The sequence below is a fragment of the Brevundimonas sp. genome (genome assembly GCF_046295775.1).
Taxonomy (GTDB): Bacteria; Pseudomonadota; Alphaproteobacteria; order Caulobacterales; family Caulobacteraceae; genus Brevundimonas.
This window is the reverse complement of sequence record NZ_JBKBML010000014.1, coordinates 46,354-67,207: the sequence shown is the minus strand read 5'-3', so window position 1 is coordinate 67,207 and position 20,854 is coordinate 46,354. Positions and strand designations below refer to the sequence as shown.

General features: G+C 69.5%; 26 protein-coding genes. 23 read left to right on the top strand and 3 right to left on the bottom strand.

The window, feature by feature from the left end:
- Position 1 precedes the first annotated feature (1 nt).
- From ACK4I0_RS09870 to ACK4I0_RS09830, 9 genes are all read left to right on the top strand, one after another.
- Positions 2-937 carry a D-alanine--D-alanine ligase gene (locus tag ACK4I0_RS09870; protein ID WP_409610447.1) on the top strand — a complete coding sequence of 312 codons (936 nt, stop codon included), beginning with the start codon at positions 2-4 and terminating at the stop codon, positions 935-937.
- On the top strand, positions 925-1,791 hold the full coding sequence (locus ACK4I0_RS09865; protein WP_409610445.1) for a cell division protein FtsQ/DivIB: 867 nt from the start codon (positions 925-927) through the stop codon (positions 1,789-1,791). The genes ACK4I0_RS09870 and ACK4I0_RS09865 overlap by 13 nt, the downstream gene beginning before the upstream one ends.
- Before the next feature lie 19 nt (positions 1,792-1,810).
- Positions 1,811-3,136: a cell division protein FtsA gene (gene ftsA, locus ACK4I0_RS09860; RefSeq protein WP_409610443.1), complete on the top strand. Its 1,326-nt coding sequence runs from the start codon at positions 1,811-1,813 to the stop codon at positions 3,134-3,136.
- A gap of 159 nt (positions 3,137-3,295) precedes the next feature.
- The gene (locus ACK4I0_RS09855) at positions 3,296-4,345 is read left to right on the top strand and encodes an MBL fold metallo-hydrolase (protein WP_409610441.1); all 1,050 of its coding nucleotides are present in this window, start codon (positions 3,296-3,298) and stop codon (positions 4,343-4,345) included.
- A 10-nt stretch (positions 4,346-4,355) separates the two neighbouring features.
- Positions 4,356-5,123 (top strand): enoyl-CoA hydratase, encoded by a 768-nt coding sequence (locus ACK4I0_RS09850; RefSeq protein WP_409610439.1) that lies wholly within the window; start codon positions 4,356-4,358, stop codon positions 5,121-5,123.
- A 51-nt stretch (positions 5,124-5,174) separates the two neighbouring features.
- Positions 5,175-5,651: a GNAT family N-acetyltransferase gene (locus tag ACK4I0_RS09845; protein WP_409610437.1), complete on the top strand. Its 477-nt coding sequence runs from the start codon at positions 5,175-5,177 to the stop codon at positions 5,649-5,651.
- A gap of 45 nt (positions 5,652-5,696) precedes the next feature.
- Positions 5,697-6,251 (top strand): DUF1285 domain-containing protein, encoded by a 555-nt coding sequence (locus ACK4I0_RS09840; protein ID WP_409610435.1) that lies wholly within the window; start codon positions 5,697-5,699, stop codon positions 6,249-6,251.
- Positions 6,248-6,910 carry a CoA pyrophosphatase gene (locus ACK4I0_RS09835; protein WP_409610433.1) on the top strand — a complete coding sequence of 221 codons (663 nt, stop codon included), beginning with the start codon at positions 6,248-6,250 and terminating at the stop codon, positions 6,908-6,910. Before ACK4I0_RS09840 ends, ACK4I0_RS09835 begins: the two co-directional genes overlap by 4 nt.
- A gap of 65 nt (positions 6,911-6,975) precedes the next feature.
- On the top strand, positions 6,976-8,121 hold the full coding sequence (locus ACK4I0_RS09830; protein WP_409610469.1) for a CCA tRNA nucleotidyltransferase: 1,146 nt from the start codon (positions 6,976-6,978) through the stop codon (positions 8,119-8,121).
- On the opposite strand, the gene ACK4I0_RS09825 is transcribed toward ACK4I0_RS09830, so the two are convergent.
- Positions 8,093-9,043, bottom strand: coding sequence for an endonuclease/exonuclease/phosphatase family protein (locus ACK4I0_RS09825; protein WP_409610431.1), 951 nt, complete (start codon positions 9,041-9,043; stop codon positions 8,093-8,095). The genes ACK4I0_RS09830 and ACK4I0_RS09825 overlap by 29 nt on opposite strands.
- 127 nt (positions 9,044-9,170) lie before the next feature.
- Between ACK4I0_RS09825 and ACK4I0_RS09820 the strand changes: the two genes are divergently transcribed.
- The 6 genes from ACK4I0_RS09820 to ACK4I0_RS09795 all read left to right on the top strand — a co-directional run bounded on the left by ACK4I0_RS09820 (position 9,171) and on the right by ACK4I0_RS09795 (position 12,992).
- The gene (locus ACK4I0_RS09820) at positions 9,171-9,728 is read left to right on the top strand and encodes a sigma-70 family RNA polymerase sigma factor (protein ID WP_409610429.1); all 558 of its coding nucleotides are present in this window, start codon (positions 9,171-9,173) and stop codon (positions 9,726-9,728) included.
- A gap of 2 nt (positions 9,729-9,730) precedes the next feature.
- A complete protein-coding gene (locus ACK4I0_RS09815; protein ID WP_409610427.1) occupies positions 9,731-10,441 on the top strand; it encodes an anti-sigma factor domain-containing protein in 711 nt (236 codons plus the stop codon).
- Between the two features lie 277 nt (positions 10,442-10,718).
- Positions 10,719-12,194, top strand: coding sequence for a DUF2793 domain-containing protein (locus ACK4I0_RS09810; RefSeq protein ID WP_409610425.1), 1,476 nt, complete (start codon positions 10,719-10,721; stop codon positions 12,192-12,194).
- Positions 12,191-12,349, top strand: a complete 159-nt coding sequence (locus tag ACK4I0_RS09805) for a hypothetical protein (protein ID WP_409610423.1) — start codon at positions 12,191-12,193, stop codon at positions 12,347-12,349. Before ACK4I0_RS09810 ends, ACK4I0_RS09805 begins: the two co-directional genes overlap by 4 nt.
- Complete coding sequence (locus ACK4I0_RS09800) at positions 12,346-12,609, top strand: hypothetical protein (protein ID WP_409610421.1); 264 nt, start codon at positions 12,346-12,348, stop codon at positions 12,607-12,609. Before ACK4I0_RS09805 ends, ACK4I0_RS09800 begins: the two co-directional genes overlap by 4 nt.
- Positions 12,606-12,992, top strand: a complete 387-nt coding sequence (locus tag ACK4I0_RS09795; protein WP_409610419.1) for a M15 family metallopeptidase — start codon at positions 12,606-12,608, stop codon at positions 12,990-12,992. The genes ACK4I0_RS09800 and ACK4I0_RS09795 overlap by 4 nt, the downstream gene beginning before the upstream one ends.
- A gap of 122 nt (positions 12,993-13,114) precedes the next feature.
- Here the strand turns inward: ACK4I0_RS09795 and ACK4I0_RS09790 are convergent, their stop codons facing one another.
- Complete coding sequence (locus ACK4I0_RS09790; protein ID WP_409610417.1) at positions 13,115-13,294, bottom strand: hypothetical protein; 180 nt, start codon at positions 13,292-13,294, stop codon at positions 13,115-13,117.
- Here ACK4I0_RS09790 and ACK4I0_RS09785 point away from each other — a divergent pair.
- From ACK4I0_RS09785 to ACK4I0_RS09765, 5 genes are all read left to right on the top strand, one after another.
- Positions 13,284-13,589: a hypothetical protein gene (locus ACK4I0_RS09785; RefSeq protein WP_409610415.1), complete on the top strand. Its 306-nt coding sequence runs from the start codon at positions 13,284-13,286 to the stop codon at positions 13,587-13,589. The two genes, ACK4I0_RS09790 and ACK4I0_RS09785, sit on opposite strands and share 11 nt — an antisense overlap.
- A gap of 231 nt (positions 13,590-13,820) precedes the next feature.
- Complete coding sequence (locus tag ACK4I0_RS09780) at positions 13,821-14,534, top strand: flagellin (RefSeq protein ID WP_409610413.1); 714 nt, start codon at positions 13,821-13,823, stop codon at positions 14,532-14,534.
- Positions 14,535-14,659: 125 nt separating this feature from the next.
- Positions 14,660-15,370, top strand: coding sequence for a flagellin (locus tag ACK4I0_RS09775; RefSeq protein WP_409610411.1), 711 nt, complete (start codon positions 14,660-14,662; stop codon positions 15,368-15,370).
- A gap of 80 nt (positions 15,371-15,450) precedes the next feature.
- On the top strand, positions 15,451-15,720 hold the full coding sequence (locus ACK4I0_RS09770; RefSeq protein WP_409610409.1) for a hypothetical protein: 270 nt from the start codon (positions 15,451-15,453) through the stop codon (positions 15,718-15,720).
- Between the two features lie 131 nt (positions 15,721-15,851).
- A complete protein-coding gene (locus tag ACK4I0_RS09765; protein WP_409610407.1) occupies positions 15,852-16,676 on the top strand; it encodes a flagellin in 825 nt (274 codons plus the stop codon).
- On the opposite strand, the gene ACK4I0_RS09760 is transcribed toward ACK4I0_RS09765, so the two are convergent.
- Positions 16,677-16,808, bottom strand: a complete 132-nt coding sequence (locus ACK4I0_RS09760; protein ID WP_409610405.1) for a hypothetical protein — start codon at positions 16,806-16,808, stop codon at positions 16,677-16,679.
- Between the two features lie 139 nt (positions 16,809-16,947).
- Here ACK4I0_RS09760 and ACK4I0_RS09755 point away from each other — a divergent pair, with 139 nt between their 5' ends.
- The 3 genes from ACK4I0_RS09755 (at position 16,948) to ACK4I0_RS09745 (ending at position 20,800) form a co-directional block, all read left to right on the top strand.
- On the top strand, positions 16,948-19,629 hold the full coding sequence (locus ACK4I0_RS09755) for a transcriptional regulator (RefSeq protein ID WP_409610403.1): 2,682 nt from the start codon (positions 16,948-16,950) through the stop codon (positions 19,627-19,629).
- A 68-nt stretch (positions 19,630-19,697) separates the two neighbouring features.
- A complete protein-coding gene (locus ACK4I0_RS09750) occupies positions 19,698-20,381 on the top strand; it encodes a hypothetical protein (RefSeq protein WP_409610401.1) in 684 nt (227 codons plus the stop codon).
- A complete protein-coding gene (locus tag ACK4I0_RS09745) occupies positions 20,381-20,800 on the top strand; it encodes a hypothetical protein (RefSeq protein WP_135064502.1) in 420 nt (139 codons plus the stop codon). Before ACK4I0_RS09750 ends, ACK4I0_RS09745 begins: the two co-directional genes overlap by 1 nt.
- Positions 20,801-20,854 lie beyond the last annotated feature (54 nt).

Below are 20,854 nucleotides of genomic sequence, written 5' to 3'. Positions count from 1 at the left end.
CATGTCCCGCTATCCCGCGAATGCCCACGTCGCCGTCCTGCTGGGCGGACTGTCGTCCGAGCGGGACGTGTCGCTGAGTTCGGGCCGTGAATGCGCCGATGCGCTGCAGGCCTGCGGCTATCGCGTGACCCGCGTGGACGCCGGGCGCGATCTGGCCCAGGTGCTTGCCGAGCTGAAACCCGACGTCGTCTTCAACGCCCTGCACGGCGACTGGGGAGAGGACGGCTGCGTCCAGGGCGTGCTGGAGACGCTGAATCTGCCCTACACCCACTCCGGCGTCCTGTCCTCGGCCCTGACGATGGACAAGGACAAGTGCAAGTCGGTGCTGCGCAGCGCGGGCGTGCCCGTGCCCTGCGGCGGCCTGTTCGACCGGCGCGAAGTGGCGCGCCGCCACGTCATCGATCCGCCCTATGTCATCAAGCCGAACGCCGAGGGCTCGTCGGTGGGCGTCTATCTGGTGCGAGAGGGCGACGCGCCCTGCGCGGCGCCCGGCGCCGACGACTGGACCTATGGCGAGCAGGTCATGGTCGAGCCGTTCGTGGCGGGCAAGGAACTGTGCGTCACCGTGCTCGGCGAAGCCGACGGACCGCGCGCCCTGACCGTGACCGACATTACGCCGACCAAGGGCTTCTATGACTACGAAGCCAAATATGCGCCGGGCGGCTCGGTCCATCAGCTGCCGGCGGCGCTCCCGCCCGCCGTCTTCGAGCGCTGCTTGCGTCTGGCGGAGCAGGCGCACGTTGCCTTGGGCTGCCGCGGGGTGACGCGATCCGACTATCGTTATGACGATGTTAAGGACGTTCTCGTTCTCTTGGAGGTCAACACCCAGCCGGGCATGACGCCGACCTCCCTCGTTCCGGAGCAGGCCGCCCACGTCGGGTTGGGTTTTCAAGATCTGGTTCGGTGGATGGTGGAGGACGCCTCATGCCCGCGGTAGTGCGCGGCGGTCGGCGACAGGGTTCGAAGTCCGCGGCTCCGCGCTCTGGCCGGGGCGGACCGTCCCATTACGCCGCTGTCCCCGGAAAGGCCGCCGCCATCGGTCGGCTGGACCTGACGCCGCGCGTGGTCGGCGGTCTGCTGGTCGCCAGCGTCGCGGTGCTGGGCGTGGTCCTGGCCACCGGCGCGCGGGCCGAGCGCATCGGCGCCTCTTTCGACCGCACCGTCGAGAACGTGACCATCGGCATGGGCCTGGGGTTAAAGCGCGTGCACGTCACCGGCGCCTCGGCGGAGGCGCAGCCCGCCGTGCAGCGCGCGCTGGCGCTTCGTCAGGGCCAGTCCATCGCCACCCTGGACCTGGACGCTCTTCGCCAGCAGGTTGAGGCCGTGGGCTGGGTCAAGTCGGCGCGGGTCGTTCGCCTGCTGCCCGACACCCTCATCGTCGATGTGGTCGAGCATGACCGTCTGGCCGTCTGGCAGATGGCGGGCCAGGCGCACGTCATCGACGCCTCGGGCGAGGTCATTCAGGGCGCCGACGCCGGCCGCCACCCCGAACTGCCGCTGATCGTCGGCAAGGGCGCCGACGAGGCCGCCGTCGAAATCCTGCCTCTGCTGGCCCAGCGCCCGCGCCTGATGGGCCGCGTCGACGCCCTGGTGCGGGTGGACGAGCGCCGCTGGGACCTGCGTCTGAAGGACGGCGGTCTGGTGCAGCTTCCGGCCCTGGACCAGGAGGCGGCCCTGATCCGCCTGGACGCGCTGGACCAGCGCGAGCGGCTTTTGGACCTGGGCTTCGCCCGGGTCGACCTGAGAACACCCGAGACGGTCGCCGTGCGGCCGACCGAGGGCGCGGCGTGATGAGAAGGATTGTGGCGTAATGGCCGTGCGGGATCGCGAAATGGGACAGGACGGGCTCAAGGCCCAGACGCGCGCGCCGGTGGTGGCCGCCCTGGACCTGGGCCAGTCCAAGGTCGCCTGCTTCATCATGAAGCCTGACGGCGTGCGTCACGCCGACCGCACCATTCGCGTGGCGGGCGCCAGCCACATCCAGTCCAAGGGGGTGAAGGGCGGCGCCATCATCAACATGGACGAAACCGCCCAGGCCATCGGCCAGGCCGTCGAACGCGCCGAGCGCGCGGCCGGCGCGCCGGTGTCGGGCGTGGTCGTCTCCACAGCCATCGGCCAGATGGCCAGCCACCGCGTGCGGGCCAAGGTGTCCCTGGGCGCCAATCCGATCGGCGACGCCGACCTGGCGCGCGCAATCGCCATGGCGCTGGACCAGATCCGCCTGCCCAACCGCCGCCCGATCCACGTCCTGCCCGTCGCCTGGTCGGTGGACGGCGCGCGCGGCGTGCGCGATCCGCGCGCCATGCGCGGCGGATCGCTGGGGCTGGACCTGCTGGTCGTCTCCATGGCCGAGGGCGCCTTCAACGCGCTGGGCCACTGTCTGGAGCTGGCGCACCTGGACCTTCAGGGCGTCGTGGCCGCTCCCGTCGTCTCCTCGCTCTCGGCGCTGGAAGAGGACGAGATGGACCTGGGCTGCGTCTGCATCGACATGGGCGGCGGTTCGACCTCGGCGGCCGTCTGGGGCGGGCGCTCGCTGCTGCATGTCGAGTCCGTCAACGTCGGCGGCGACCACGTCACGGCCGACATCGCGCGCGGCCTGTCGACCTCGCGCGCCGGGGCCGAGCGGCTGAAGACCCTGCACGGCTCGGCCATGGCCAGCGCCAATGAAGACCGCGAAATGCTCGAGGCCCCGCCGCGCGGCGAAGACATGGAGTCCGGCCCCGTCATCGTGCCGCGCGCCATGCTCAAGACCGTCATCGCGCCGCGCGTGGAAGAGACGCTGGAGCTGCTGCGCGACCGCCTCCGCGCCTCGGGCCACGGGCTGGAGCCTGGCGCGGGCCTGGTCCTGACCGGCGGCGCCAGCCAGCTGAACGGCGTGCGCGAGCTGGCCGTGCGCGTGTTCGACCGTCCCGTCCGCCTGGGCCGTCCGCAGCGCGCGCCGCACATGGCCGACGCGGCCTCGGGCCCGGCCTTCTGCTCGGCCGCCGGCGTGCTGCTGCGCGCCGCCTACGGACCGCGTGAAGCGGTTTCGGCCCGCAAGCTGATGTCGCGCCAGATCACCGCCGCCGACGCCCCGCGCATCCACCGCGGCGGGCCTGTGGCGCGCTTTGCCGGCTGGCTGCGCGAAAACCTGTAGTCCCCGCCTCCGTCTCCCCGGCGAAGGCCGGGGCCCAGAGGGTCAGACGCAAGCGTTAGATGTTCGGGATGCCGTCCTGGACCCCGGCCTTCGCCGAGGAGACGGGTGTGGACGGTCTGAGGCTTCTATCCTAAACCTGCGTTTCGATTGGAGACGCACTTGGCCGACGACGCGCCCGTTCTCTCGCGCGGATTGAGCTATCCGCTCGGCGATCCGCCCGGCCCCGGCTTGGCGGTGGAGGCCGCGCCCGGCGTGCTGTGGCTGCGCCTGCCGCTTCCCTTCGCGCTGGAGCACGTCAACGCCTATGCGATCCGGGACGGCGACGGCTGGGCGGTGGTCGACACCGGCCTGTCCACATCCCTGACCCGCCAACTGTGGGAGGCGGCCCTGGCCGGACCCCTGGGCGGCCTGCCGGTCACTCAGCTGATCTGCACCCACATGCACCCCGACCACATCGGCCTGGCCGGATGGCTGTGCGAGCGGTTCGAGGCGCCGATCCTGATGTCGCGGCTGGAATACGTCACGGCCCGGATGCTCCTGGCGGACACTGGAACATCCGCGCCCGAGGGGCACGCCGCCTTCTTCACCGCCGCCGGCTGGACCGACGCTCAGATCCAAGTGTGGCGGGAGGAATACGGGACGTTCGGTCGGAAGGTCGAGCCCCTGCCGCGCACCTTCCAGCGGCTGTCGGACGGGGACGTGATCTCGATCGGCGGCGAGGACTGGACGATCACCGTCGGATCCGGCCACAGCCCCGAGCACGTCTGCCTGTGGCGTCGCTCGGACGATGTGATCGTGTCGGGCGACCAGGTCCTGCCGCGCATTTCGTCGAACGTGTCGGTCTATCCGACCGAGCCTCTGGCCGACCCGCTCGGCGACTGGCTGGCGTCGCTGGACAAGCTCGAGGCGCTGTGGCCCGAGGACGCCTTCATCCTGCCCGCCCATGGCGAGCCGTTCCGTGGACTGCACCCTCGGCTGAAGGCGCTGAAGCGCGGCCACGCGGTGTCGCTGGAGCGGCTGACGCGCGCCCTGGCCGAGCCCAGGCGGGTCGTGGACCTGTTCGTCGCCGTCTTCGGCCGGGCCATCGGCGACGGCCTGTTGGGCATGGCGTCGGGCGAATGCCTGGCGCATCTGATCTATCTGGAACGTCGCGGCGTCGTCACCCGCGACCGCGACGCCGCCGGCGTCGACTGGTGGCTGGCCGTCTGAGGAAGAGACAATGAGCGAGATCGAAACCCAACTGACCGACGGCGTCCTGACCGTCACCCTGAACCGGCCCGACAAGAAGAACGCCATCACCCAGGCGATGTACGAGGCGCTGGCGGAGGCGACCGAGCGCGCCCGCACCGACCCCGCCGTCCGCGTGCTGCTGTTCAAGGGGCAGGGCGACAGTTTTTCGGCCGGCAACGACATCGGCGACTTCATCGCGCAAGGCAGCGCGGCGCCGGACGCCCAAGCGCTGGACATGCCGGTCTTCCGCTTCCTCAAGGCCCTGGCTGACTGCGACCGGCCTGTGGTGGCCGCGGTGCAGGGCCGGGCGGTGGGCATCGGCCTGACCCTGCTGCTGCACTGCGATTTGGTGGTCGCCGCCGAAGACGCCCTGCTGTCGGCGCCCTTCGTCAATCTGGCCCTGGCGCCCGAGGCGGCCTCCAGTCTGCTGCTGCCCGCCGTGCTGGGCCATCAGCGGGCGTTCGAGCTGTTCGCCCTGGGCCAGCCCATCGACGGGCGCACGGCCCTGGCCTGGGGTCTGGTCAACCGCGCTGTTCCAGCGGCCGAGGTCGAGGCGACGGCTGTGGATATGGCTCGCCAACTGGCCGGCCGCGCGCCCAACTCGCTGCGCAAGACCAAGGCCCTGATGCGCGACGCCGAACGCCTGTGGGCCATCATGCAGAGCGAGGGCCACGCCTTCGGATCGCAGATGCGCAGCCCCGAGGCGATGGAGGCCTTCAGGGCCTTCACCCAGAAACGCGCGCCGAAATTCGACTGACGACGATTTTCGTTTGATCGCGGCTGCGCTTGGCCCTAACGGCGCGCGACCATGACCGCCACCCCTCTGATCGAAGCCGAAACCCCGGCCGACGCCGCCGCCATCGAGGCGGTGACCCTGGCCGCCTTCGGCCCCGGCCGCTTCGCCAAGACGGCCGAGCGGCTGCGCGAGCGTTCGCCGTTGGCGGCTGGCTTCGTTGCGCGCGAGGACGGGCGTGTGATCGGCTCTGTCAGGCTGTGGTCGATAAGCATCGACGGCGTCCCGGCCCTTTTCCTCGGCCCCATAGCGGTAGAGCGCTCAAGCCGTCGCGCCGGCTTGGGCGCGGCGCTGGTGCAGGCCTGTGTCGATCACGCGCAGGCGATCGACGGCTTGGGCGGCGTGCTGCTGGTCGGCGATCCGCCGTATTTCACGCGCTTCGGCTTTCTGTCGGCGTCCGCAGTGAGCTTGCCCGGCCCTGCCGACCCGCGTCGCATCATGTGGCTGCCCCTTTTGCAGTCGGTTCCCAGCGGCTTGGCCTGCTCTCGCTGACAACCCTCCATTGGCGCGGGCGGCGACGCGGCCTAAGTCTGGAGCATGAGCAATTCGGAAAAAGCGGACCTGGCGGGTGTGGCCGAGGCGGCTCGGCAGACGCCGGGGCGCGGCCTGCCGCCCGTGCATCTGTGGAATCCGGCGCATTGCGGCGAGATCGATATCGTCATCCGGGCCGACGGCGTCTGGATGCACGAGGGCTCGCCCATCGGCCGCCCCGAGATGGTGCGGCTGTTCTCGACGATTCTGCGTCAGGACCCGGACGGTCTGCATCTTGTCACGCCGGTCGAGAAGCTGCGTATCCGGGCCGAGGACCTGCCGTTCCGAGCCGTGGCTGTCCGTCGCGACGGAGACGACCTGATTTTCACGACTGACGTAGGCGACGAGGCGCGGGCGGGCGCAGATCATATGATCGTGGTCGAAACCGAGAACGGCGAGCCGCGGCCGCGCATCCACATGCGCGGCGACCTGTGGGCGCGCATCGCGAGGCCGGTATTCTATGAGTTGGTCGAGATGGCCGATATCATCGACGACCGGCTGTGTGTCCGCTCGGGCGGCCAGATATTCCCGCTGGGGCCCGAGGGGGCTGGCGTCGAATGAGCCTGGGCGGGCTGAAGTCGCGGCTGATCGAGCGGTTGCGTTCGATCGACGACTGGGCGCCGGATGCGCCGGCGGTCTATTCCGACTTCGATCTGAACCCTGGCGCATTGCGGGGCGAGCGCGCGCTGAAACCGGCCGCGGTCCTGACGCCCATCGTGGCGCGTCCCGAAGGCGCAGGGGTGATCCTGACCCGGCGCAGCGACGCTCTGGCCAGCCATGGCGGCCAGATCGCCTTTCCCGGCGGGCGGCTGGATTCCGGCGAGACAGCGGTGCAGGCGGCGCTGCGGGAGGCCAACGAAGAGGTGGCGCTGGATCCCGCGTCCGTAGAAATCCTCGGCTTGGGCGATCCCTATGAAACGGGCACCGGCTTTCTAATAACGCCCGTCATCGGCTGGCTGGAGACGCCGCCTTCCCTGACGCCGTCGCCTGACGAGGTGGCGGAGGTCTTCGAAACGCCCTGGGACTTCCTGATGGACCCAGCCAATCACAGGCGCGACTTCTACGACGCGGACGAGGGCCTGCGACGCTGGTTTTGGGCCATGCCCTGGAACGAGCGATACATCTGGGGCGTCACGGCCGGCCTTTTGAAGCGGCTGCGGGACCGGTTGTACGGCGACGAGGCCGCGCCCGGTCTGGCGATAGACGAGGACGCGGCGTGACGCCCGGTCCAGCTCCTGATCTGTCTGACGCGCCGTGGCGGACGGCGGCGCCGACACGGGCCGTCATGGCGGCGCTGGAGGCCCAGGGCGGCGAAGACTGCGCGCGCTTCGTGGGGGGCTGCGTCAGGAACGCCCTGCTGGGCCAGCCGGTGGACGACATCGACATCGCCACGCGCCTGACCCCTGAGCACACGATCGCTGCGCTGCGAGCTGCCGGTCTGAAGGCCGTGCCGACGGGCGTGGAGCACGGCACCGTCACGGCGGTGTCCGGTGGGCGTCCCTTTGAGATCACCACCCTTCGCCGTGACGTGGAGACCGACGGCCGCCGCGCCGTGGTCGCCTTCACCACAGATTGGGCCGAGGATGCGGCGCGGCGCGACTTTGGCCTGAACGCGCTTTACGCTGACGCGTCGGGGCGGTTGCACGATCCAACGGGGCAAGGGCTGGCTGACCTTCTGGCGCGGCGCGTGGTATTCGTCGGGGACGCGCGCATTCGCATTCGCGAGGACTACCTGCGTATCCTGCGCTTCTTCCGCTTCCACGCCTGGTATGGCCACGGGGCGCTGGACTCCGAAGGGCTGGCGGCCTGTCGCGACGGCCGTGAGGGCCTGCGTCGCCTGTCGGCCGAGCGCGTGTCCAAGGAGCTTCTGAAGCTGTTGGCCGCGCCCGATCCCCGCCCGGCCGTTGCAGCCATGAGCGAGGCAGGCGTGCTGGCGGAGGTTCTGCCTGAGGCCGTCAAACCGGCGCTGTTTGACGCGCTGGTCGATCTGACGACGGATCCTGTACTGCGCCTGTCTGCGCTGCTGCCGTCGGATCCACAGATCGTAGACGCGGTCGCCCGGCGGTTGCGGCTGTCCAACGCCCAGCGCGAACGGCTTGTCGCGGCGGCCGGCGAGATCGCGCCGACGCTTGAGCCGACGGTGGCGCGCGCTTTCATCTATCGCCTGGGTCAGGAGGCTTTCGGCGATCGGCTGACACGGGGACGAGCGGCTCGGCCCGATGTGGAAGCCTCGGCCCTGATCCGCCTTGCTGAAGACTGGACCCCGCCGCGCCTTCCCGTCGGCGGCCATGATCTGGCGCGGTTGGGTGTCGAACCGGGACCGCGCACCGGCCGACTGCTTAAGGCCTTCGAGGATGAATGGATCGCCGCCGATTTTCCGGCCGACGGCCATCAGGAACGGCTCAGCCGGCTCGCGGCCTCAGAACCGTGATCACCGGGCGGTGGTCTGATCCGGTCGGCAGGCCCAGGCGGCGCTCAGTCACCACAAGATCCGGGCTGCGATAGACCTGATCGATGTTGATCCTCAGCGGGCCGGGCGCCTTGGCCGGCCAGGTTCCAGGAAAGCCGGGCGCGGCCGTCAGGCCCAGTTCGTCGCGCATCTGGCGGCCGATGCGGGCCGTCGAGACGCTGTTGAAGTCCCCGGCGGCGATGACCGTCCCGGTCAGGGTCTTTCGGTATTCGCCAAGCTCCATGACCTGGATGATCTGGCCCCATTGGAACTGGAATGGCCACGGGCGCGTGAGATGGACCGCGATGACCTCGATCGCGCCGAAGTCGGTTTGCACCGCAGCCGCCGTCGTCTCGACCTCGTGCAAGGTCAGGCGACGGGCTTGCAGCGGCTGGCGTGAGGCGATCACCGACCGCACGGCCCCGCCGGCCCCGATGCGCCTTCCGCTGACGGCGCGATGCGGCCAGCCGTCCAGCAGGGTGTCGAGTTGCGCATTCGGCGCATCGCCCAGCTCGATCAGAACCAGCACGTCCGCGTCTGCATCGAGGATGGAGCGGCGCATGGCCGCCACATCCTCGTTCCGGCCATAGAGGTTGGCGGTGTAGAGCCTGAGGGCCGGGCCCTCGCCGGGGCTACGATCCGGCGCCCATTGCGGCCAAACCGCCACGGCCAGCAGCACCGCGGCGGCACCCGCAGCGAGGGCGGGCCTCCACAGTCTCAGAATCAGGCCTGCCGCCATCAGAAGCAGGGCGCCGATCAGCGCAGGCGCCGTGAACTGGGCCAGGATGTCGATCCAGCGATGTCCGACGCCGCTCAACGCCGCCGCCGCGATCATGGCCAGCCCCGCCGCCGCAGCGAAAGCGGTCAGGACGACAAGCGCGCGAAACAGCTTCGGCAGCGACAAGGGCGGCTCCGTCGGGCAGGAGGGTCGCGCCTAGCCCAGTGTGAGACGCCTGTCGAGGCGACGCCGCGTCCGCTTGACGAGACAAGCGGCTTACCGCCAAGTCGCGAGCCGCGCCTCGGAGATCCGCATGACCCTCGCCCTGACCCGTGACGAGCTGGCCGCCGCCCTTGGCCGCGCCGGCGCGGGCGACCGATCCGCTTTTAAAACCGTCTATGAGGCGACCTCGGCGAAGCTGCTGGGCGTCTGCCTGCGTATCTTGGGCGACAGGCAGTTGGCCGAGGACGTCTTGCAAGACACCTATTTGACCGTGTGGAGAAAAGCGGGCGACTTCGATCCCGCCCGCGCCAGCCCCATTACCTGGCTGGCGACCATCGCGCGCAACCGCTCGATCGACCGGCTGCGCTCGGCTGGCGCGCGGATGGTCGCGGCCCCGGTCGAGGTGCTGGAGAGCCGCGCCGACGAGGGCCCCTTGGCGTCAGACGCCGTCGAGGCGGATCAGGAAGCCGCGCGTCTTCAGGTCTGCCTCAATGAGTTGGAGGATCGCACCCGCAACGCCATCCGCACAGCCTTCTTCGACGGCATGACCTATGAACAACTGGCCGAGCGCGAAGGCACGCCGCTGGGCACGATGAAAAGCTGGATCCGGCGCGGCCTGCTGCGCCTGCGGTCTTGCCTGGAGCGCTGACGGTGACCGAATCCCGAGACGATCACGACATGCTGGCCGGCGAGCTGGCCCTGCGCGTGCTGTCGCCGGCGGACGAGGCCGCGGCGCGGGCACGCCAGGCGTCTGACCCCGTGTTTGCCGCCGAGGTCGAAGCCTGGGCCGAGCGTCTGGGCAAGCTGATCGAGGAAGTGCCGGAAGCCCAGCCGTCTCCCGCGGTGTGGCCGCGCATCTCCGCCGCCCTGGGCGCCGCCAACGACAACGCCGTGATCTTCTGGAAGCGCTGGGCCTATGGCTCGACCGGCCTGTTGGCGGCCAGTGTCGCCGCATTGGTGGTAATGCTGGCCCAGTCCGACCCTGCTCCGGTAGGAGTTCAAGCGCCGACCCCTGAGGCCATGCTCACGCGAGTGGCGACGCTTTCGCTCGAAGGCGGCGGCACCGCCGCAACCCTCATCTACGATCCCGCGACCAACCGACTGTTCCTGCAGCCGGCTGCGCCGATGCCGGCGGAAGGGCGCGTGCCTCACCTGTGGCTGGTGATGGAAGACGGGGGCGTGCGTCTGATCGGTCAGGTCGACGGGGCGACGGCCTCGCGTCGCACTCTGGACGCCGGTGTTGAAGTCATGGCCGGCGAGGCCGCGGCCGTGGCCATTTCGATGGAGGCGCCCGGGCACACGCCGGCCATCGACAGGCCGGACGGCCCGGTCGTGGCTTCGGGCGAATTCGAGACCGTCTGACCGCATCCGAAGCGGGCAGGGGACCGTAGCTTCCTTTGACGGGATCGTGATGCGGCTCTCCGCGTCTGGTCCTGACAGCCCGATCCCGTCAGCGGGGAGGTCGCCCAGCCCTTCCAGTCGGCCTCCCCGCACCTTCGGCAGGATCTCTCATCCGATCCCGCATGCTCAGGCGGATGATGTAGTTGAACTAGTGCATCAAAATCGCTTTGAGGCCGGTCTGTGCACGCCTGGGTTCGGGACCGATCCAGACTGATCTCCGACATCGAACGGAGATTTCATGAGCGACCATTCCAGCCCCCGACTGGGCCTGCCCTATCTGGCGGCGGGCCAGCTTCAGAAGCACGTCACCCTGAACGAGAGCCTGGCCCGGCTGGACAGCCTGGTCCAGACCCAGGTCCGAAGCCGCAGCCTGTCTTCGCCGCCGGGCGATGCGGCCGAGGGCGACCTCTACATCCTGAGCCAAGACGGCGAAGACGGCTGGTCAGGGGCTTCGGCCGGCGCACTGATGCGCCGCGAACTGTCGGCCTGGGTCGAGATCGAACCGATCGACGGCCAGATCGTCCATGTCGCCGACGAGCCGTCCCTGATCGTGCGCGCGGGCGGCGTCTGGACTGGCCTTGGCGCTGCGCTGGGCAAGCTTTCGCATCTGACGCGCCTGGGCGTCGGGACCGAGGCGGACGCCGAAAATCCCTTCAGCGCACGTTTGAACAAGGCCTTGTGGGCCGCCCGGCCGTCGGATGACGGCGGCGACGGCGACCTGCGCTTCACCTTCAACAAGTCGGGGGCGGCCAACATTCTGTCGCTGCTGTTCCAGAGCGGCTGGTCCGCCCGTGCAGAGCTGGGACTGGTCGGGGACGACGATCTGAGACTGAAAGTCAGCGCCGACGGCGCGACATGGCGCGACGTGTTCAGCGTCGACCGTCACGCCGGCCAGGCGACCTTTGCGCGCGGCGCATCGCGGCTGGAAACCCATCTGCTGACCATGGACGGACTCTTCGAGGTTCCCGCCTGGGCGCGCTGGATCGAGGCGGTCGCGGTGGGCGGCGGCGGCGGCGGCGGCGCGGGTCTGGCAGGTGCAGCAGGCGCGACGCGCTTTGGCGGCGGCGGCGGCGGCGCGGGCGGCGTGGTCGCCAGCCGACTGCCCATCGCCGAACTGGGGGAGGGTGCGGTCCTCCAGGCCGTCATGGGGGCTGGCGGTTCCGGCGGGGCGTTGTCGGGACAGGCGGGGCAAGCCGGAGGACTCACGGTTCTGAGCCTTGGCGGACAACCCCTGCTCACCGCGCCTGGAGGTTCTGGCGGCGCGGCGGGGTCGGCCAGTGCGGGCGCGGGCGGCGGCGGTTCCACCGGCGGCGCGGGCGGCGGCGCCTCTTCGATCACCGCCACGGCTGCGGCGGGCAGTTGGGGCGCCGAGGGCGACCGCGCGGCGGGCGGCGGTGGAGGCGGCGGGCTGAACGCTTCTGATGCTGCGCGGAGCGGCGGCGCGGGCGGCCAGGGCGCACGGTGGAGCGTGCGCGCGGATGGCGGCGTGGCGACCACGGGCGCTTCGGGCGGGGTCGGCCAGACGGCCGAGCGGCTGGCTGTCTCCCTCGCAGGCGGCGGCGGGGCCGGGGGCGGCGCAAGCGCAACGGGCGCGGGGCATGCGGGCGGCGCCGGCGGCCTGCATGGCGCGGGCGGAGGCGGAGCCGGATTGTCAGCCGGCGGCGCGGGCGGCCAGGGCGGCCAGGGCGCCATCCGCCTGACGGTGATCGGATGAGCGCGCGTCTTTTGCTCGATCTCGACGAGCGCCTGCTTGAACCCGATGCCTGGGAGGCTCCGGACCACCTGAGCGACCGTGAAGGCTTCGACGCCCTGGGCCAGGACTGGCGCTGGAGCGAAGGGCTGATCGAGGATCCGGAGGCTCAGCGATGAGCGAGCCTTCCACGCCCGTCCTGGCCGAGGGGCGCTGGTTCTGGCGGCGCCTCTATGTATTCGTTTCTTCCGCTGTTTTGTGGAGCCTGCTGGCCTGGGCGGTGTCGCGCACCAGCCCGGATCAGATGGCGGCGGTGGCGCGCGGGCTGATGGGCCTGCTGGGCCTGCTGCTGGTTCTCTATCTGGTCGCGCCCAGCGCCCAGCAGATCGTCTCCATCCTGGCCGATCTTCGCCTGCGGCTGGCGGGAGGCGTGCGATGACCATGTTTCGCTTCTCGGCTCGCTCGCGGCGTAATCTGCAAGGCGTCCACCCAGACTTGATTGCCGTGGCCGAGGCCGCTCTGGCCCGCAGCACGGTGGACTTCATGGTGACGGAGGGGCTGCGCGATCGCGCTCGCCAAGCCGCGCTTGTCAGAGCGGGCGCCAGCCGCACGCTGAACTCGCGTCACCTCACCGGCCACGCCATCGATGTGGTGGCTTGGGTGCACGGCCAGGTGCGTTGGGACTGGCCGCTGTATCCGCGCATCGCCGAGGCCTTCAAGGCGGCGGCGGGCGAACGCGGCGTGGCCCTCATCTGGGGCGGCGATTGGCCGACCCTGCGCGACGGCCCGCATTTCGAGCTCGACCGGAGGGCCTACCCATGACGCCGCGCATCCCACCCTGGATCGTCTGGGGCGGGCTGGCGGTCGTGGGGCTGGTCGTTCTGATCGCCCTGGGCTCGGCGTCGGGCCTGAGATGGGATCCCCTGGGGCTGCAGCCGCGTCGTCTAGCCGCCGCCCAGTCGCGCGCCGACCGGGCCGAACACGACCTGCTTGCCCGCCGACTGGAAAAGGAGGGCGAACGCGCCCAGCGCGCCCGAATGGAGGCGCATCATCAACTGCGGGCCCAGGTCGACGCCGCAAGCGTCACCGCCCGACTTCACGCAGGACAGGCCCGTGACGCTCATCAAGACCTCGACCCTGATCGTGCTCGCCGTCTCGGCGATCATGACCGCGAGCTGTGCCGCCACGCGCCCCATCTCGCCGGTTGCCCCGCCGCGCCTTGAGTTGCCCCATGCGGCGGCTCGGCCTTGCGCCCTGTCGCTCCTCCCCGCCGCGCCGACTCGAGCGGACCTTGAGGCGGCCTATGCGGAGCGGGGTGCTCAGATCGTGAGCTGTGACGCGGCGCGGCGACTGGCGGTCGAGGTCCTGAGCGCAGAACGGGCGCTGATCGACGCCTGGTTGACAAGCATAAAACCATGAGCGACCCGGCAAGTCTTGCCTGGGGCGGCAGATATTGCCGGGCATGTGATCAAAAGTGCCGACCTCTGCGCATGGTTACCGAGAACTAACAACGGAAAATCAAGGGGCCGCGGATTGGCCCCGACTTTTCCGCCGTGGCCCCGCCCTTGCTTCCTAGGGTCCGAGCAAAAAGCTCCCGGCCGCCAAAACGGCGTCGGACATGTCGAAGACGAAAATACAGGAGCAGCCAGAATGGCTAGCATCAACACCAACTACGGCGCGATGGTCGCCGCCCAGTCGCTCGCCGCCACCGGCCGCGAGCTGGCTAACGTTCAGAACCGTGTCACCACGGGCATGAAGGTTTCGTCCGCTAAGGACAACGGGGCCATCTGGGCCATCGCCACGACCCAGAAAGCCAATGCCAAGGCGCTGGACGCCACGATCAATAACCTGCAGCGCAGCCAGTCGATCAACGACGTCGGCCTGGCCGCCGGTGAGTCCATCATGGCCGCCCTGACCGAAATGAAGGCCTTGGCCGCCGCCATCGACGCCAACAGCGGCGACATCGGCGCCTATCAGGCCGACTACAACGCCCTGAAAGGCGAGATCGACGACATCATCGCCGACACCGAGTTTGACGGCGTGAACGCGCTGACTGGCCTGACCGTCACCTTGACCGAGGATGTCGCAGCCGGTGACGCCGTGACGGAAATCGACGCCGCCATCACGGCCGCGACGACCTTCCTGCAGGCTCAGGGCACGACCTCCAAGTCGCTGGAGCGCCAGATCACCTTCAACACCAAGCTCCAGGACGCCCTGGAAGCCGGTGCGGGCAATCTGGTCGACGCCGACCTGGCCAAGGAAAGCGCCCGACTGACCGCTCTGCAGACCAAGCAGCAACTTGGTGTTCAGGCGCTGTCGATCGCCAACTCGTCGAGCTCGATCCTGCTCGGCCTGTTCCGCTAAGCCGACCGCCGGGGGGCGTCGAAAGCACGTCCCCCGCCGTCTCGGTTCTCCCCAGGAGCGGTTTCTGACCGCACCGACCGACCGCCAAAACGGCGTCGGCCCCTCAGAAGAGCAAGGAGGCCAGAATGGCCAGCATCAATACCAACTACGGCGCCATGGTCGCCGCCCAGTCGCTTGCCGCCACCGGCCGCGAACTGGCGAACGTCCAGAACCGCGTCACCACCGGCATGAAAGTCTCGTCGGCCAAGGACAACGGCGCCGTCTGGGCCATCGCCACGACCCAGAAAGCCAACGCCAAGGCGCTGGACGCCACGATCAACAACCTGCAGCGCAGCCAGTCGATCAACGACGTCGGCCTGGCCGCCGGTGAGACCATCATGGCCGCCCTGACCGAAATGAAGGCCTTGGGCACAGCTATCGAAGCCGCGACCGCTGCGGGTTCGAGCACGACGGCCTACGCCGCCGATTTCACTGCTCTGTCGGGCGAGATCACCGCAGCCATCGCGGCGGCGAACTTCGACGGCGTGGCTGCATTCGGTGCTACGCCGCCGGCGGTCCCGGCCGCTCAAACGGCTGCGGGCGTCCAAACCTCGATCGACGCATGGGCCAGCGCCCTTCAAGGCTTGGGCACGACCTCCAAGTCGCTGGAGCGCCAGATCACCTTCAACACCAAGCTCCAGGACGCCCTGGAAGCCGGTGCGGGCAATCTGGTCGACGCCGACCTGGCCAAGGAAAGCGCCCGACTGACCGCCCTGCAGACCAAGCAGCAGCTTGGTGTTCAGGCGCTGTCGATCGCCAACTCGTCGAGCTCGATCCTGCTCGGCCTGTTCCGCTAAGACCAAACTGGGTTCGGGGGCGGCTCAGGCCGTCCCCGCGCTCGCTTCAGAGGGCGCGGTTGCGATCGCGCAATAGGGTGATGTCAAACCATGTCGCAGGAGTATCCCCAGTAGCGTTTGCGGGTTTCGGCGCCTTTCAGGATCCGAACCCGAATCCTCGTCCCCCGCAGCCTGAGCCGGCCGCCGAACGCTATCGGCTGCTGATCGAAAAGGGCGAAAAGGGCTTCATCTACAAGACCTTGGACCGCACCACCGGCGAAGTCATCCGCCAGTACCCAAGCGAGGAAATGGTCCGCCTCAGCCAGTCGCCTGCCTACGGACCAGGAGACGTCATCGTCACCGGCGCCTGATCGCGTCGCCTGAAGGCCGCCCCAACGCCGCCGAGTGATCGGACGGCGCATTCCGACGTTCACGGTCGTTAACCATACGCTCAGCTTTTCCGCGCCATGCTCCGCTCGAATCAGAGCAAGGCGAGAAAGCCATGACCAACAGCGTCCACACCAACGCCTCGGCGCTCATCGCCCTGCAAAACCTCAACGCCACGAACAAGAATCTGGCGTCGACCCAAAGCCGAGTGAACACCGGCCTCAAGGTCCAGGGCGCCAAGGACAACGCCGCCGTCTGGGCGGTCGCGCAGAGCCAGCGCTCTGACATGCGTGCGCTCGACTCGGTCAAGAACAGCCTCAATCGCGCGACATCGGTCGCCGACGTGGCGCTCGCCGCCGGCTCGCAAATCTCGGACCTGCTGACGCAGCTTCAGGAAAAGGCGACCGCGGCGGCCGACCCGTCCGCGTCGGCTGCGACCCGCAAGGCCTACGACGACGAGTTCCAGGCTCTGCTTAGCTCGATCAGCTCCTTCGCCGCCAACGCCACCTTCGACGGCGAGAACATCCTGAACGGGACGTCCGCCACTGCGCTGGACTTCCTGGCCAATGCTTCGGCCAGCGAGACCATCTCGCTGAACCGCCAGGATCTGACACTGGCGGGGCTGGGTCTGACCGGGCTGGATTTGCTGGCGACCGCCGACGCCGAGACTGCGCTGACGGCGGTGAAGACCGCCCTCACCACGGCCAATGAGCGGCTGGCGGAACTGGGCGCTCAGTCCAAGCAGATCGAGAACCACAACATCTTCGTCGGCAAGCTGATGGATTCCCTGGAAGTGGGCATCGGCAATCTCGTGGACGCCGATCTGGCCCGCGAAAGCGCCCGGCTTCAGGCGCTTCAGGTTCAGCAGCAGCTGGGCGCACAGGCGCTGTCCATCGCCAACCAGTCGCCGCAGATTCTGCTGTCGCTGTTCCGCTCGTAATCAGCGCATCGGCGAAAGGCGCGACGAGGCGGTCCGACCAATCTCGACCGCCGAGCGGTGAGGGCGCATCGGCGCGCGCGGCCCAAAGCCGTACAGTCCCAGGATGGATCGCAGCATCTGTCGTGGCGTCATGGCGGGTCTCCCAAGGATCATTGCCCCAAGGCGCGCCTTCAACAGCCTGCGTTATGTCAGGTTCCGGAACGCCCGATCACGCTCCCGTTAACCGGCGGTTACCCGGCCCCCATCACAATGGCGGTGAAAGGGTCGCGCCGTGATCGACAACAGCTATCTGCTGGGCCTCTACGGCCAGAGCTGGGGCTCGTCCGGCGCGGGCGGTGCGGCCGCGACCGCACGCAAGACCCAGCCTACCGCACCCTGGTCGCCGTCTGCCAAGCCGACCGAGACGCCGGCTCTGGTCCGCGCCGCGCTGGCGGGCCGCCGAATCATCGACGAAGCGGCGCCGCGACTGGACCTGGCTGGGGCTTCGGCGGACTACCGCAAGATGTTCGCCCTGTATCAGGGGCTCGAGACGCTTAAGGCGCTGGCCGAGCGCGCGGGCGGCAAAGGCCTGCCGGCGTCCGAGGCGGCTCTGGTCGCCAAGCGGTTCGCGTCCGGCCTGTCCGAACTGACCACCTATCTCGCGGGCGCCAAGCTGGATCAGGTCAATCTGGTTCAGGGCGTGTCCAAGACCACGACGGCGACCACAGCCGCCATACCACGCGGCGCGCCCACGGTGGTGACGCCTGCGCTGCACGAAGGTTCGCTGGCCACGCCCGTGGCCGCCTTCGAGGGGCCGACCACCTTCACCGTGACCGCAAAGAAGGGCTCGCAGACGATCCAGGTCGAGATCGATCTGGATCAGATGGGCGGTCAGCCTCGCACATTCGACAATGTCGTCGGCTTCATGAACGGAAGGCTGGAAGCCTCGGGCCTGGATACGCGCTTCGCCCGCCAGCAGGTCGACGCAGAGCCTCGCACGCTGAAGGTCGGGGACCGCACCATCACCCTGCCGGCGCTGGGGGACCGCTGGGCCCTGGCTGTGCGCGGCGTGGCGACGGAGACGATCGCCTTATCCGCCGCGCCCCAGGCCGATTCCGTTCAGGTGATCCAGGACACCGGCGCGGGCCGACAGGTGCTGAAGTTCACCGCTGACGGCTCGGCGGGGCTGGAGCGGCCGGGTGAAACCTTTTTCGTGGACGGCCGCATCGGCCAGTCCAGCCTTCCGCCGGGCGTCTCGGCCGTGCGCGCGGCGGCGGCGGGACCCGACGGCTCCACCTGGATCGTCGCCGACCTGGCGTCGGGTGCGGATCACCAGCCGATCAAGGGTCGTTCCGACGTCGCGCTGATGCAGCTGGATTCGACGGGTCGGGTTGTCACCACGCGGCTGCTGGGCGCGGCTGACCAGGCCAGCGGCTATGCGATCTCGGTCGCCTCCGACGGGCGCGTGGCGGTCGCCGGCTCGGTGGTCGGGGCGCTGGAGCCCGGACAGGCGGGTCATGACGCGGCCCTGGCCGACAGCTTCGTCACCGTCTTCGACGCCGCCGGAACCGAGATGTGGACCCAGAGACGCGGGGCCAGGGCCGAGGATGAGGCCACGGCGGTGGTGTTCGGCGACGACGGCCAGGTCTTCGTCGCGGGCCGCGCTCGATCGGCCATGCCGGGCTCGGGCGCGCTGGGTGGCTGGGACGGCTATCTCCAGACCTTCCAGGAGAGCCGGCTTCACGACCTGGCGCCTGTCAGGGCGGCCTTGGCCGGCTCGGTCCAGTTCGGCGGCGCGGGCGACGACGCCGTCCAGGCGCTGACGCGCGACGGCGACGACCTGTACACCGCAGGCGTCGAAGGCGGACGGCTGGTGGTGCGACGCTTCACCCTGGATGGCGACGGACGTCCGCAACTGACCGCAAGCCGCGACCTGGGCGTGGCCTCGGGCGAGGTCGCCGGCCTGTCGGTGGTCGATGGCCGGCTGGTGCTGGCGGGCGCGACCCGCAATCCGGCGCTGGATGTCGGCGCGCCTGCGACGCCCCATTCCGGCGGCTCGGACGCTTTCGTCGCGACAATGAGCGCGGACCTGTCGCCCTCCGGTCAGGATCGGCTGACCTATTTCGGCGGCGAGGGCGACGACACGGCCGCTGACATGAAGATGCACGACGGCAAGGTCTGGATCACCGGCGTCCACGACCGTCCGGCCGGCGCCAAGCCCGAGGATCCGACGCGGGCCTATCTGGCGCGGCTGGATCCCCTGTCGGGTCAGGTCGAATGGTCGCGCGACTGGGCCGGAGAGGGCATGATGGCCGCCCCGACCGCCCTGTCGATCTCAGGCGGCGGCGCCAGCGCGCTGGATCGACTGGGCCTGCCGCAGGGCGAACTGCCGGGGGCGGAGTCGCGCCGGCTGGTGGATGCCACCGCCCTGCGCGTGGGCGATCGGTTCCAGGTCCAGGTCGGAACCCGCAAGACCACCATCACCATCGAAGCGCGCGACACGCTCGAAACCCTGGCTTTGAAGATCGAAAGAGCCTCCAGCCTTGCGCTCAGGGTGACGATCACGACCGTGCGCGACAAGGACGCCGGGCCGCTGTCCCTGGACGCGCAGAGGCTGCAGCAACTGACCCTGACCTCGCGCAACGGCAAGAGTGCGGTGCTGATACCGGGTGAGGCCGGGCGCGACGCCCTGGCCGGTCTGGGTCTGGCCTCGGGTCACGTCGGCCCCTCCGCCGACAAGGGGCCCAAGACGTTCGGGCTGGACCTGCCGTCGTCCCTTTCGCTGTCGGGCGCGGATCAGATCAAGGCGGCGATCGATCGTCTGACGGCGGCGATGACCACGGTGCGAAGCGCCTATCGCGCCATGAATCCCGTCAACGCCAACGCTCGGCCGGTCACGGGCGAGGCGCCGGCGTATCTGACCAATCAGATCGCCAACTATCAATCAGCCCTGGCGCGTCTGGCCGGGGGTTGATCCGCGAAAGTGCGTTGACGGCCTAGGGGCCCGCGGGGTTATTGGGGCTCCAGTCCGCGCGAGTTTCCATGGCCCTTTCCAAAGACACACGCACCATCCTGCTGATCGGCGGCGGCGTCGCCGTGGTCGCCGCCATCGGCCTGGCCGTGGTGATGGGCGGGGGGCGTGACGACGGGCCCGAGCCGGCGTCGCCGGCCGACCGAGGCGGTCTCGTCGTGGACCTGGCCGACGCCCCCTCGCTGGAGCCGACCCGCCAGCTTCGCTGTTTCGTCGATGGTCAGTTCGTGGGCCAAGCGACCTTGGCCGACTGCGCCCGTCGCAACGGCGTGGCCACGGGTGCGCTGGACGTGGGTCTGGACGCCTCCGGCGAGCTGGCGGCCGCACCGACGGCTGCCTTTGCACCGCCGCCGGAACTGCCGAGCTTCGAGTTCGACGAGCCGGCCACGATCGACATGGGCCAGCCGCCGGCCAGCCAGCCGTCTCGGCCCGCGCCCGCGCCTGTTTCCGGTCCCGCCTGCCTGCGCCATGTGGGCGGGGAGTGGCGGGCGGTGGGGCAGGGGCTCAGCCTGAACGCCTGCGTGCGCGCGCTCTACGCCGGCGCTTGCGTGCGGCCTGGCGAAGCCGACTACGGCCGCTGGGGCGACACCACGCTTCGCCTGGTTCCGCGCCGGGTCGAGCAGTCGGCCGACAACAACCGCTTCCGCACGCTGGCGGAGCAGGATCGCAACTGCCAATTCCCGGGTCTGAACTGATGCGCGTCTCGCTTGCCGCCCTCGCGCTCTGCGCCCCCCTGACGCTGGCCGCTTGCGCGGAGACGATCGAGGCGCCGCGCGATCCGGGCGTCTGCTATTCGGTGGCGCTGACGGACGACGGCCGCAACATCGAACGCCTGAACGTCCTGGCCGAGGACCAGCCGCAGATCGAGTTCTGCGCGGCCCGTCTTGAGGAGATGCGGCTGCGTTTCCTCAGCATGGGCGGGTCGAACCGTGAGGCGATCGGAGCCTACCAGGGGCAGTTCATCTTCATCGACCGAGGCGGGGTCTCGTTCGGCAAACAGCTGACCGGCCCGCGCTTCTTCGCCCTGGCGAGGACTGGCGACGGCCGCCTGGCGATCCCGGGAGCCATCCAGCGCCGCATCGACGGCGCGCCGGTGGCGGTCGCCCCCAACTAGAATTTGGATACGCGCGCTGCTAGGTGTCGCGGATAAGAACGAAAAAGGAACATA

Bases quoted from the DNA above. Each gene is read 5' to 3' on its own strand.
- ACK4I0_RS09870 (WP_409610447.1), top strand. From the start codon at position 2: ATGTCCCGCTATCCCGCGAATGCCCACGTCGCCGTCCTGCTGGGCGGA.
- ACK4I0_RS09865 (WP_409610445.1), top strand. From the start codon at position 925: ATGCCCGCGGTAGTGCGCGGCGGTCGGCGACAGGGTTCGAAGTCCGCG.
- ftsA (WP_409610443.1), top strand. From the start codon at position 1,811: ATGGCCGTGCGGGATCGCGAAATGGGACAGGACGGGCTCAAGGCCCAG.
- ACK4I0_RS09850 (WP_409610439.1), top strand. From the start codon at position 4,356: ATGAGCGAGATCGAAACCCAACTGACCGACGGCGTCCTGACCGTCACC.
- ACK4I0_RS09845 (WP_409610437.1), top strand. From the start codon at position 5,175: ATGACCGCCACCCCTCTGATCGAAGCCGAAACCCCGGCCGACGCCGCC.
- ACK4I0_RS09840 (WP_409610435.1), top strand. From the start codon at position 5,697: ATGAGCAATTCGGAAAAAGCGGACCTGGCGGGTGTGGCCGAGGCGGCT.
- ACK4I0_RS09835 (WP_409610433.1), top strand. From the start codon at position 6,248: ATGAGCCTGGGCGGGCTGAAGTCGCGGCTGATCGAGCGGTTGCGTTCG.
- ACK4I0_RS09830 (WP_409610469.1), top strand. From the start codon at position 6,976: ATGGCGGCGCTGGAGGCCCAGGGCGGCGAAGACTGCGCGCGCTTCGTG.
- ACK4I0_RS09820 (WP_409610429.1), top strand. From the start codon at position 9,171: ATGACCCTCGCCCTGACCCGTGACGAGCTGGCCGCCGCCCTTGGCCGC.
- ACK4I0_RS09810 (WP_409610425.1), top strand. From the start codon at position 10,719: ATGAGCGACCATTCCAGCCCCCGACTGGGCCTGCCCTATCTGGCGGCG.
- ACK4I0_RS09805 (WP_409610423.1), top strand. From the start codon at position 12,191: ATGAGCGCGCGTCTTTTGCTCGATCTCGACGAGCGCCTGCTTGAACCC.
- ACK4I0_RS09800 (WP_409610421.1), top strand. From the start codon at position 12,346: ATGAGCGAGCCTTCCACGCCCGTCCTGGCCGAGGGGCGCTGGTTCTGG.
- ACK4I0_RS09795 (WP_409610419.1), top strand. From the start codon at position 12,606: ATGACCATGTTTCGCTTCTCGGCTCGCTCGCGGCGTAATCTGCAAGGC.
- ACK4I0_RS09790 (WP_409610417.1), bottom strand. From the start codon at position 13,294: ATGAGCGTCACGGGCCTGTCCTGCGTGAAGTCGGGCGGTGACGCTTGC.
- ACK4I0_RS09780 (WP_409610413.1), top strand. From the start codon at position 13,821: ATGGCTAGCATCAACACCAACTACGGCGCGATGGTCGCCGCCCAGTCG.
- ACK4I0_RS09775 (WP_409610411.1), top strand. From the start codon at position 14,660: ATGGCCAGCATCAATACCAACTACGGCGCCATGGTCGCCGCCCAGTCG.
- ACK4I0_RS09770 (WP_409610409.1), top strand. From the start codon at position 15,451: ATGTCAAACCATGTCGCAGGAGTATCCCCAGTAGCGTTTGCGGGTTTC.
- ACK4I0_RS09765 (WP_409610407.1), top strand. From the start codon at position 15,852: ATGACCAACAGCGTCCACACCAACGCCTCGGCGCTCATCGCCCTGCAA.
- ACK4I0_RS09760 (WP_409610405.1), bottom strand. From the start codon at position 16,808: ATGACGCCACGACAGATGCTGCGATCCATCCTGGGACTGTACGGCTTT.
- ACK4I0_RS09750 (WP_409610401.1), top strand. From the start codon at position 19,698: ATGGCCCTTTCCAAAGACACACGCACCATCCTGCTGATCGGCGGCGGC.
- ACK4I0_RS09745 (WP_135064502.1), top strand. From the start codon at position 20,381: ATGCGCGTCTCGCTTGCCGCCCTCGCGCTCTGCGCCCCCCTGACGCTG.